This window comes from Nostoc sp. FACHB-888 (assembly GCF_014696655.1).
In the GTDB taxonomy this organism is placed as follows: domain Bacteria; phylum Cyanobacteriota; class Cyanobacteriia; order Cyanobacteriales; family Nostocaceae; genus Nostoc.
Genome location: NZ_JACJQM010000066.1, coordinates 20,725 through 31,583 on the forward strand (window position 1 = coordinate 20,725; position 10,859 = coordinate 31,583).

The following is a 10,859-nucleotide window of genomic DNA, read 5'->3' on the forward strand; positions in this document are numbered from 1 at the left end:
CATGGCACGCATTGTTGTTTGCGGATATATGATTCGACATCCAGTAGCTGGCAATCTCTTAGCCTACTTTCACTATGTGTTAGGGCTACATAATCTGGGACATGAAGTTCTATACTTGGAGGAAAGCGGCTGGACTGAGTCCTGCTATAACCCAATCAACCACAATTACAATGATGATCCTGGCTTTGGTTTGCACGCAGTCCAGACACTAATAAACACTTATGGTGTAAATGCGACAGTGTGCTATGTAAATCGTGATACAGGAACTGTCTACGGTGCAGATTGGCAAGAAATAAAGCAGATGCTCAAAACGGCGGATCTGCTATTAAATATCGGTGGAGTTTGCTGGTTGCCTGAGTTTCTTTTATGCAAACATCGAGTATTAATCGATATGGACCCATTCTTTACGCAGATTGGGACATTCGCTGCCGAGGGTCGCAATGAATATCACGCCTACTTTAGTTATGGCGTTAATATTGGGCAACCCAATTGCGGCATACCGAGTGATGGCATTAAATGGCTCCCCACTGTACCGCCTGTTGTACCAGAGATATGGAACCCGATACTTATTCCTAAAGATAGTTGCGAAGAACGCGTAGATTTACCATTTACGACAATTGCCAATTGGAATGCTTATGGAGGTGTGACTTACAAAGGTGAGCATTATGGACAGAAAGATCAGGAATTTATGCGTCTGCTGGAACTCCCTAGCTACTGTTCGCAAAAACTCGAACTTGCTCTTGCCGGCAAGGATGCAGAAATAGCAGAGGTTGCAAAATCTTTACAGGCAGCAGGCTGGTTAATTCGAGATGGTAAGGAAATTAGCGCTAATCTGTCAACCTACATAACTTACCTAACTGGCTCTCGTGGTGAGTTTAGCGTTGCCAAACAGGCTTATGTCAAAACTCGTAGCGGTTGGTTTAGCGATCGCACTGTCTGCTATCTCGCTGCTGGTCGTCCCGCGATTTTACAAGATACTGGATTTAGCGATTGGCTGCCGACGGGGCAAGGTGTGCTGGCATTTTCATGCTTGCAGTCAGCCGTAAGCTGTATCGAGCGCGTCAATACAAATTATCAGGCTCACTGTCAGGCAGCAGTGGAATTAGCCGAGCAATTTTTTAGTTACAAAGTGGTGCTCCCTAAACTATTGGAAACAGTTTTAACTACGAATAGAACTCATCTATCTCCATTTCCAGTCTGACTAGTCCTGATCTAAATCAAAACATTTAATAAATTTAAAATAGGATGATTATAATTTTTGCTAGTGCTATCGGTCGATTTCCCATTGGGGGCAACGCCTGGTCTGACCTGCAATACCTTCTGGGTCTGCGTGCCCTTGGACATGATATTTTCTACTTGGAAGAATGTGGATCGATGTCGTGGGTTTACAACTGGGAAACCGAGGAAATCACGACGGAGTTAGACTATCCGACAAATTATATTAAAAACTGCTTAGAACCGCTTGGTTTTAAGAACAGGTGGATTTACCGAACTGACGAGCATTCAGTCGGAATGGAGATTGACGAGTTTAAAGATATCTGCTCTCAGGCTGATTTAATGATTGTCCGTGGCTCACCACTTTCTGTTTGGAGAGATGAGTATGGATGGCCGCAGCGCCACATCTATATTGATGCAGATCCCGGTTTTACTCAGATTAATATTGCTAGCGGTAATTCGGAATTAGTACAGACGATTGAACGTTGCGATCGCCTGTTCACAATTGGGCAACGCATTGATGCTGAAGACTGCCTTATGCCCACAAAGGGTAGGCATTGGCTAAAGACATTACCTCCAGTAGCACTGCCTTACTGGCCAGTAATTGAAGACAATGACACCATCGGTTTCAGTTCGATTATGCAGTGGCACAGTTATCGGGAGGTAGTATACGAAGGAATCACTTACGGTAACAAGGATAAAGAGTTCTTAAAGTTTATTGATATACCGCAACTCACCAAACAGCAGTTTCGGATTGCATTAAGCGGTGGCTTTCCTGATGAACTATTGCAGTATGGCTGGGAGGTGATTCCCGGATGGCTTGCGTCCTTTACACCAGAGTCTTACCGGAAATTTGTTCAAGCATCCCGTGCTGAGTTTGGAGTAGCAAAACAGGGTTATGTTGCTACCAAAGGTGGCTGGTTTAGCGATCGCAGCGTCTGTTACCTAGCCTCCGGCAAGCCAATTCTAGTTCAAGACACAGGTTTAAGCGATTGGCTACCGATCGGAGAAGGACTTTTAATCTTCCAAGACCTCTGCGAGGCGATAAACGGTGTCCAGATGATCAATTCTAACTATGAAAAACATCGTCATGGCGCCCGGAAGATTGCGGAAGAATATTTTGACTCCCATAAAGTTCTGTCCTCGCTGCTAGAAGCAGCCATGAATTAATCATCATGATTCAATTTAGGAATATCAATATGCCAACAGTCACCATTGGATTTTTTCCTCGCGAACAGTTCTCATTAGCTGCGGAATCATTGCAGCGAATTTTTGACTACACGCATATTCCTTTTAATTTAATTGTGATAAATTGCAACACTCCTGAAGTTTACTGGAAGCAAATTGAACAGGTGCTTGAGGGACGTAGCAATGTCAAAGTCATTTATAAGGATTATTATTTGATGCCTAACCAATCAAGAAATCTGGTAATTCAGGAATCTAACCCTAATGATGATTTCTTGTGTTTCATCGAGAATGATGTTCTCGTAGAAGAGGGTTGGTTGTCTTATCTCATCCAGGCTTGCGAAGAACATCCAGCTGATGTGGCCATTCCCCGTATTATCGAGGGCGGTTTGGATGCAACTAAAATTCACTGGGACCCAAACTTAGGACAGGTTCATTCAGTACAAACAACGGATGGAATCAAGTTGGAAATTCTGCCACCTACAGGCGATCAACAGCTTGATCAAGGTTCCCATCGCCGAAAGATAGAGTTATCTGGAGAGGTTCATTGTCAACTTTACCGTCGAAGTGTTTTCGATCGAGTGATGCCTTTTGATGATGTCGTCTATTTAGATTGGATTGATTCTAGTATGGCTTTGTATCATTCTAACATTCCAGTTGTGTTTGAACCGAAGTCTGTTATTCATTTCTGGCATCCTTTTCCTCCAGAACGTGATAACCTCGATTATTTCTTTAAAAGATGGGATATTCAACAAGCTGCCAAGGAGTTAGATGAGATTCAGAAAAAGTGGAATCTGGCTCAAATTACGGCAGATTTATATTTCGTGGAAGAGCGCAATCGCATTGGTCATCTGTATGAGTTGAGAGAGGAACTGAAGGCTGTAATTTCAGCAGAAAAATCTTTCATCTTAGTCGATGAGGATTGCCTAAATGGCAACAAAATCATTGAAGGTTTTCAGACTATTCCCTTTACTGAACGCAACAAACACTATTGGGGAATTCCCGCAGATGATAATATGGCAATTCAAGAATTTGAGCGATTGCACCAAACTGGGGTATATGCAATTGTCTTCTTTTGGACGGCTTTTTGGTGGCTAGAGTACTTTACTGGATTTCATGATTATTTGCGTCAAAAGTTTCCTTACTTATTAAAAAACGATTATGTAATTGTGTTTGGCTTAGAATAAAGGGAAAAGTATATGCAAAAAACTCTAGCCAGTATTATCATTACCAATTATAACTATGGAACATTTTTGTCCGAGGCAATTGAAAGTGCCCTAAATCAAAGCCATCAGTCTACAGAAGTCATCGTAGTTGATGATGGCTCAACCGATAATTCACAACAAATCATCGCCAGTTATGGAGAAAAAATTGTTCCTGTCTTAAAAGATAATGGTGGACAAGCATCTGCATTTAATGCTGGTTTTGCTATTAGTTGTGGTGAGGTTATATGCTTCTTGGATTCAGATGATGTTTTGCTACCGAGTGCTATTGAAAGAGCAGTTAAAATCTTGCGTGACGATCCAGATGCAGTTAAGGCTCATTGGCCCTTGCGCGTCATTGATGTTAATAGTAATTTGCTAGAAAAAGTTGATTGTGAAGGTATTTTGCCAGAAGGTAATTTCTACAATGAGCAGCTTAAATATGGTCTAGAAGGTCATACTTTTCCACCTACTAGCGGTAACGTTTGGTTACGCAGCTATTTAGAGAAAATCTTACCTATGCCTGAGACTAACTATCGATTAAATGCAGAGTCATACCTCGGCTTTTTGGCTCCTTTTTCTGGCAGTATCAGGCGTATTAATGACTATCAGTCGCTATACCGCATTCATGGTCATAATGGCACAAACAAGCGTACTTATAGCTGGCGACTTAGCCACTATTATTATGAAGAGGAAGTTTTACGGGAATATTTACACAAACAAGGTATTAAAGTTAATGATGCATTTGAATATAAGGAAGATTCTTGTCACAAATATCTTCAGAGGATGGTCGAGTTAGGTAAAGAATTAGGCTCTTTGATTGCACAAGGGCAGAATTATATTTTGGTTGACATGGACGAATTGGGTCATCATCAGCTACTTGAAAATTGCCAAGCGATCCCTTTTCTAGAAAAAGAGGGTGTGTATTGGGGGCCTCCTAGTGACAATACCATAGCAATTAAGGAATTTGAGCGACTGCACCGTGAAGGCGCAAGTTTCATCGTGTTTGCCTGGCCTGCCTTCTGGTGGCTTGACTACTATGCTGAATTCGTTCGCTATTTGCGTACTAGGTTTCGTTGTCTTTTGGAAAATGAACGCTTGGTTGTCTTTGATTTACACACTTTAGCTTGATACTGCCTGGCCGTTATTAGCAAAACAGGGAGTGAGCAGAAACGATATGAAACCTGAAACCAAAGTTACGATCGCAATCCCAACCTACAACCGATCAAATTTACTCAAAACTAGCCTGCAAAGCGCATTGGCACAGGACTATCCAGATTTCCAAGTTATTGTATTAGATAATGCTTCTGACGATGATACAGAGGCGGTTGTACGCTCATTCGTGGATTCGCGAATTGTTTATGTACGCAACGAAGTCAATATTGGCATATTTGGCAATTGGCAGCGGAGTGTTGAGCTAAACATTAGCCCCTATCTCAGCATCTTATCGGATGATGACATACTACTGCCCAACTTCATCCGCGAGTCTGTCTTAGGATTGGACAATTATCCTCATGCTGGTCTCTCGGCTGCCCAAGCTGAATTTATCGACACTAATGGTGTTCTACTACAGGTCACAGGCACAGAATTTTCAGACAACTTACCACAAGGGCTGATCGACGGTCTAGACTTCATCCACCAAATTGTTGATGGACGGAAATGGATTTTGCGTACCAGTGCAGTGATGTTTCGCGCTTCTGCCCTCAGGGCGGTTGGGGGATTCGACATAACGCACTCTAAGTACTTGCTAGACTTGAATCTATACTTGCGGATGGCGGTGCAATTCGATTTCTTCTTTATTGCCAAAGAACTGGCTCAAGTCCGGTTTCACGTTGAACAGGATTCCCAGGTCAGCTTTCACTCCCTTAGTGGAACAGGAGCGCTGGCTGTGATGGCAGAACGTAATGATGCGATCGCTTATTTGTTACAGTCACCGCGTGCAGAGGATGCATCTTATCGTCAGTGGTTAACAGAACGCCTATTGCATATCAGTATGCGTCGCAGCGAGTTTACGTCTCAACTGGTACCCGCACTCAATCTTAGCTGGCCAGAACGACAACAGATTGCCATTGAGGAGATTGCAGCCACAATTCCAGCAGGAAAGTGTTTTATTTTGGTTGACGACAATCAGTGGAGTTCCGAGATTCTACCTCAATCTAATTTCCTTCCCTTCCTCGAACGCGACGGTGATTACTGGGGCGCTCCACCTGACGACCAAACTGCCATTCAGGAACTCGAACGAATGCGACAAGCGGGAGCAAGTTTCATGGTCATTGGATTTCCCGCCTTCTGGTGGCTAGATTACTACTCACAGCTACGCAATTATCTCAATTCAAATTTCCGCTGTGTTTTGCACAACAGCCGCCTGATTGTGTTCGATCTCTGGTCGTGAAAACTGGATTTAATAACTTAAAGAGAAGCTTGTCTTTAATTTATTATGCGGGCGTTATTACCAAACAGAGGGTGAGTAGCAAGGATATGAAATATGAAACCAAAGTGACTATCGCGATTCCAACCTACAATCGCTCGGATTTATTAAAAGTTAGCCTTCAAAGCGTTTTATCACAAGACTATTCAGATTTCCAAGCTTTGGTGTTAGATAATGCTTCTACCGATGATACAGAGGCAGTCGTCCGCTCGTTTGCAGATCCGCGCATCACTTACGTGCGTAATGAAACTAATATTGGATTATTTCGCAATTGGCAACGAGCTATTGAGCTTAACTCTAGTTGCTATCTCAGCTTTTTGCCAGACGATGATATGGTACTACCTAACTTTATTAGCGAATCCGTCTTAGCGTTAGATAACCATCCAGATGCTGGTTTTTCAGTTGGCCAAATTGAAGTAATTGACAATAATGGTGCTTTCTTAGAGGACAAAAGCAGAAGATTTTCAAGTAACTTTTTAGAGGGGTTCATCGACGGATTAGATTTTATTCACCAAATTGTTGACGGGCGAAAATGGATTTTGCTCTTTTGTGCAGCTACCATGTTTCGCGCTGATGCACTGGCAGCAGTTGGGGGATACGACACGCCCCACTCCAAGTACTTGATAGACTTGAACCTATACTTGCGGATAGCAGCGCAATTCGATCTTTTCTTTATACCTAAAACGCTGGCTCAATTCCGGTCTCACGCTGAACAGGATTCCCAGCTTAACTTCGGCTCTGGGGGAACAGGATCGCTGGCTGCGATCGCAGAACGTACTGATGCGATCGCTTATTTGTTACAGTCACCGCGTGCAGAGGATGCATCTTATCGTCAGTGGCTAGCAGAGCGCGTGTTGTATATAAATATGCGCCGTAGTGACTTGACATCTGAACTGATACCTGAACTTAATTTGAGTTGGTCAGAGCGGCTACAAATTGCTATGCGGGAAATTGCATCTGTGATTCCCGCCGGGAAGCGTTTGATTTTAGTCGATGAAAATCAATGGGGTTGTGAGATGCTGCCACAATTCGATGCTCTGCCCTTTTTAGAACGTGACGGTCAGTACTGGGGAGCGCCACTGGATGACGAGATGGCTATCAAAGAACTTGAACGAATGCGTCAAGCAGGAGCAAGTTTCATAGTCATTGGCTGGCCTGCGTTCTGGTGGCTTGATTATTACTCTGGTCTGCGAAATTATCTCAAATCAAATTTCCGCCGCATTTTGGACAACAGCCGCCTCGTCGTGTTCGATCTCTGGCTGCAAGATTCTCCAACGTTAATTATGTCGCCAGAATAAAAACCTCTTCCCTCCTGCCACCTGCGTGCCTCATCCCAACGACAAATATTTACACCCATCTACTTTGCGATCGCTTGTAATGAACTGCAAACTCACTGGATCGAGTTGTCATGAACTGGAAATATGAAAAAGGTAAATTTAATATCCCAAATCGATGGCTAGCCTGGTCAGGAGTTTTGGCTTTAGCCAGCGTTGGCGGTTGGCTGACCTACTTCTTCGCTCTGAACCAACCTCCTGAACCAGTAGCAGTACGCTTGCTAACTGTGGAGCGAGGTAATGTTGAAACCACAATCAATGAGAGCGGTACTGTTGAGTTACGAGAACAGCGAATCTTGAAATCCCCAAAAGAGGGTGCAGTCGAACGAGTCATGGTAAAACCTGGTGAGAGGGTAAAACTTGGTCAAATATTGCTGACCCTGCGCTACCCTGAGCGAAAAATTGCTCTTACTAATCAGCAGTTGCAAATTCAACAAGAGCAAATCAACCTAGCACGTAGTCGCCAGAAAATTATTGAAGCCCAAGAACGATTAACAGCCGAAGAAAAACAACTCCAAAGGCTTGCTCCCTTGGTGCGAGAAGGAGCTATTGCCCAACAACAAGCGCAAACACAAGAAGATGCAGTACGCGTTGCTCGGGCTAGCCTGCGAGATACTCAAGCAGAGGCACGTACAAACGCCCTCAAAATTCAGACTTTGCAATTGGAGCGTCAACTTATTGAGCAGCAACTCCAGGATAATATTGTAACTGCACCATTGAATGGCGTAGTCTTGGGTGTGAATGTAGAAAACGGTGATGGGGTCGAGTTGCGTACCAATCTGCTCACTTTGGGCGATCCAGGAAAAATCCTGGTGAAACTCCAGCTTTCTACCCTGAACGCTGCTCAAGTTCGCGTCAATCAACTTGCCCGCATTAATGCGATTGGGCCTAATGCAAAGACATTCTCTGGACGGGTGCAAAGCTTGTATCCTCAAGCACTCACTACCGAAGACCAAAAACAAGACGGTAGTAGTCCAAAACAATCAGGTCAATCAACAGTACCCGCAACCATTCGGCTTGATACCCCTACTCGCACACTGCTCCCTGGTAGTAGGGTAAATGTCGAGGTTGTGTTGCAGCAACGGCAGAACGTAGTAGTTTTGAAGACAGATGCAATTGTGCGATCGGAAGCGCGTCCCTTTGTATGGGTTCGGGATAGCCAAAATCAAGCCCAAAAACGTCCCATTAATCTGGGATTGGAGGGGTTAATGGCTGTAGAAGTAACCTCTGGTTTAAATCCTGGCGAACAGGTCATACTGCCGCCCGTTGAGTCGCAACTCAAGCCAGGGCTGCCAGTTAAGGCAAGTGAAAAGTAATAAATAAATTAATATTTCGACTTTACTCCCCCAGTTTATTTTCGTGACATTCACTCCACACCTTTATACTCACCCATTTTTAAGCTAGAGCAAAGCGACTATTATGGCTCTTTCAGCTTTTGACTTATTAAATATTACCTTTCACTCCTTAGGTAGGAACCCGTTGCGTTCTGGTCTGACTATTCTAGGGGTATTTATGGGTGTGGCTGCTGTTAGCGCTACACTTCAGGTTGGTAATATTAGCCGGGCCGCGATCGCTCAACAATTAGCAAAACGAGGCGCACCTCAAGTTTCGGTTTATCCAAACTGGGATTCTGGTGGTCAAACCACCCAACTCAAGTTGGAAGACATGGAATTCTTACGACAGCGAATGGTGGGCTTGCAGGCAATCAGTTCTTTTAATTGGGCTGGTTCTACGCCAACTGTATTTCGGGACAGGGAATTTAGTCCACCCATGTCACCTGTTTCCCAAGATTTTTTGCTGACTTCAGGAAAATCATTGGTTTCGGGACGGTTTTTCACATCTGAAGATTTTGCCAACTATCGTCCGGTGATAGTAATCGATCAATTGCTGGCAGAACAACTTTTCCAAAAGCAGGAACCTGTGGGGCAGCTGATTTATGCTGGGCAAAGACCTTATATTGTTGTAGGGGTAGTAGCGACTAGTCTAAATGAAAATGCACCCCCGGCGGGTCAACTGTATGTGCCGATGTCTATTTACAACGCTTTGACCGGTAGCCGCGACATAGGGAGTATCCAAATGCGCCCTTACTCACTTGAAGATGTGGAAGAGTTAAGCCACCAAGCAGAGAAGTTACTGTTACAAAGATTTCCAGGTTACAAATTTAAATTTTGGAATAATGTATCAGATATTATACAGCAGCAGAAAACTCTAGAGATGGCTTCCCAAGGTTTAACAGCAGTAGGAGTGATCGCGCTATTAGTTGGCGGTGTTGGGATTGCAAATATTATGATTGCCTCAGTAACAGAACGAACCTCTGAAATAGGTTTGAGACGGGCGGTGGGTGCAACCCAACGGGAAATCATGCTGCAATTTATTCTAGAGGCGATGCTTTTAAGTTTAATAGGAGGGGCTGCGGGGCTGGGAGTGGTGCATGGATTCACAGTTGTGGTTACCGATACCTTTAGCTTACCCTATGAGTTTGATAGCAGAATTGCAGTGCTAGCACTAGGATCAGCGCTAGCGGTAGGGGTGGGAGCTAGTTTGCTTCCCGCCGTGCGGGCCAGCCAGATCGACCCAGTAAAAGCCCTACGTTCAGAATGATGAACCTGTCCACAAACTAGTAAATCCGATTCGGAGTTGACCTGTTTTACCTCTTCCAGTCCTTCGAGTCACCGCCACTGCTGTTTCTAGTTGCATCAGTATGTTGATAAGCCTCTTGCAAAAAAACTTACGGGGCTACAACTTGGGCTAGGATGCAGATAAAATAAGCCTCATCGCCTTTTCTCCTTGCTGGTAGTACGTGCGCTTATTAGGACTCAACGTTAATATTATTAACGTTTTAATAAGGGACTTCCAAAGAATAAATTATTCCAAGAACAACAAGAGACAGGTTTTCTCAAGAATTATAATCATTTTTTCCCCTCATCTATGCATGAAAAATATATACACTTGTCGTCTGCTTTGAAGTTAAACAGAGTAAGATTAGTATGTTTTGTAGTTAAATAAATGCTGTTAGTAAAATCAAATAACTTTTGTTTTCCTACAACAAATATCAATAAACCAATTACCTAAATTTGGGAAAACTTCATGAGTAGAATCGGTTAGCCTCTCAATCTGTTTTTCAATTGATAAATCTAGCTTGGAGACTGGCTTTCGCGAGGTGATTGTTGGATTCTTGCTAGTGATACTTTTTGCCATTTCTAAAAGTCCAAAGACATTGGCTTCTACTGGATTGTCCAAGATTTTGAAGCCGTTTTTCTCCAACAGCTTCTTAAATCCTGGTAACAAACAGCCTCCACCAATCGCCCAGATTTCATCCCCCTGGTGCTTGGCATCCAGTGTCAGATTCACCACTTTCTTCAAGTATTTTTCATACCAATCTTTCAAACAAGTACTGTAAACATCTTTGATATCGATGTCACGGCTATACCTGGTATGCCCCATTTCCAAACAAAATCGGATTTTGGATGGATCTCCGATTTTTCCGCCATTTAA

General features: G+C 43.5%; 8 protein-coding genes and 1 pseudogene. 8 read left to right on the forward strand and 1 reads right to left on the reverse strand.

The features are described 5' to 3' along the window. The first annotated feature begins 1 nt into the window (after position 1). The 8 genes from H6G26_RS27300 to H6G26_RS27335 all read left to right on the forward strand — a co-directional run bounded on the left by H6G26_RS27300 (position 2) and on the right by H6G26_RS27335 (position 9,965). Positions 2-1,201, forward strand: a complete 1,200-nt coding sequence (locus H6G26_RS27300) for a hypothetical protein (protein WP_190733090.1) — start codon at positions 2-4, stop codon at positions 1,199-1,201. A gap of 44 nt (positions 1,202-1,245) precedes the next feature. After that, positions 1,246-2,385, forward strand: coding sequence for a glycosyltransferase family 1 protein (locus tag H6G26_RS27305; protein WP_190733093.1), 1,140 nt, complete (start codon positions 1,246-1,248; stop codon positions 2,383-2,385). Positions 2,386-2,414: 29 nt separating this feature from the next. Further along, on the forward strand, positions 2,415-3,587 hold the full coding sequence (locus tag H6G26_RS27310) for a glycosyltransferase (RefSeq protein WP_190733095.1): 1,173 nt from the start codon (positions 2,415-2,417) through the stop codon (positions 3,585-3,587). Between the two features lie 12 nt (positions 3,588-3,599). Further along, positions 3,600-4,733: a glycosyltransferase family 2 protein gene (locus H6G26_RS27315; RefSeq protein WP_190733097.1), complete on the forward strand. Its 1,134-nt coding sequence runs from the start codon at positions 3,600-3,602 to the stop codon at positions 4,731-4,733. Positions 4,734-4,779: 46 nt separating this feature from the next. Beyond that, positions 4,780-5,994 carry a glycosyltransferase family A protein gene (locus H6G26_RS27320; RefSeq protein WP_190733098.1) on the forward strand — a complete coding sequence of 405 codons (1,215 nt, stop codon included), beginning with the start codon at positions 4,780-4,782 and terminating at the stop codon, positions 5,992-5,994. A gap of 86 nt (positions 5,995-6,080) precedes the next feature. Further along, the gene (locus tag H6G26_RS27325; protein WP_190733100.1) at positions 6,081-7,328 is read left to right on the forward strand and encodes a glycosyltransferase; all 1,248 of its coding nucleotides are present in this window, start codon (positions 6,081-6,083) and stop codon (positions 7,326-7,328) included. A gap of 110 nt (positions 7,329-7,438) precedes the next feature. Continuing rightward, positions 7,439-8,680 (forward strand): efflux RND transporter periplasmic adaptor subunit, encoded by a 1,242-nt coding sequence (locus tag H6G26_RS27330; RefSeq protein WP_190733102.1) that lies wholly within the window; start codon positions 7,439-7,441, stop codon positions 8,678-8,680. A gap of 103 nt (positions 8,681-8,783) precedes the next feature. After that, positions 8,784-9,965, forward strand: coding sequence for an ABC transporter permease (locus tag H6G26_RS27335; RefSeq protein ID WP_190733104.1), 1,182 nt, complete (start codon positions 8,784-8,786; stop codon positions 9,963-9,965). 420 nt (positions 9,966-10,385) lie between these two features. Here the strand turns inward: H6G26_RS27335 and H6G26_RS27340 are convergent. Further along, positions 10,386-10,859: pseudogene (locus H6G26_RS27340) on the reverse strand (hypothetical protein); the annotation flags it as partial.

Coding starts and splice junctions, on each gene's coding strand:
- H6G26_RS27300 (WP_190733090.1), top strand. CDS start 2: ATGGCACGCATTGTTGTTTGCGGATATATGATTCGACATCCAGTAGCT.
- H6G26_RS27305 (WP_190733093.1), top strand. CDS start 1,246: ATGATTATAATTTTTGCTAGTGCTATCGGTCGATTTCCCATTGGGGGC.
- H6G26_RS27310 (WP_190733095.1), top strand. CDS start 2,415: ATGCCAACAGTCACCATTGGATTTTTTCCTCGCGAACAGTTCTCATTA.
- H6G26_RS27315 (WP_190733097.1), top strand. CDS start 3,600: ATGCAAAAAACTCTAGCCAGTATTATCATTACCAATTATAACTATGGA.
- H6G26_RS27320 (WP_190733098.1), top strand. CDS start 4,780: ATGAAACCTGAAACCAAAGTTACGATCGCAATCCCAACCTACAACCGA.
- H6G26_RS27325 (WP_190733100.1), top strand. CDS start 6,081: ATGAAATATGAAACCAAAGTGACTATCGCGATTCCAACCTACAATCGC.
- H6G26_RS27330 (WP_190733102.1), top strand. CDS start 7,439: ATGAACTGGAAATATGAAAAAGGTAAATTTAATATCCCAAATCGATGG.
- H6G26_RS27335 (WP_190733104.1), top strand. CDS start 8,784: ATGGCTCTTTCAGCTTTTGACTTATTAAATATTACCTTTCACTCCTTA.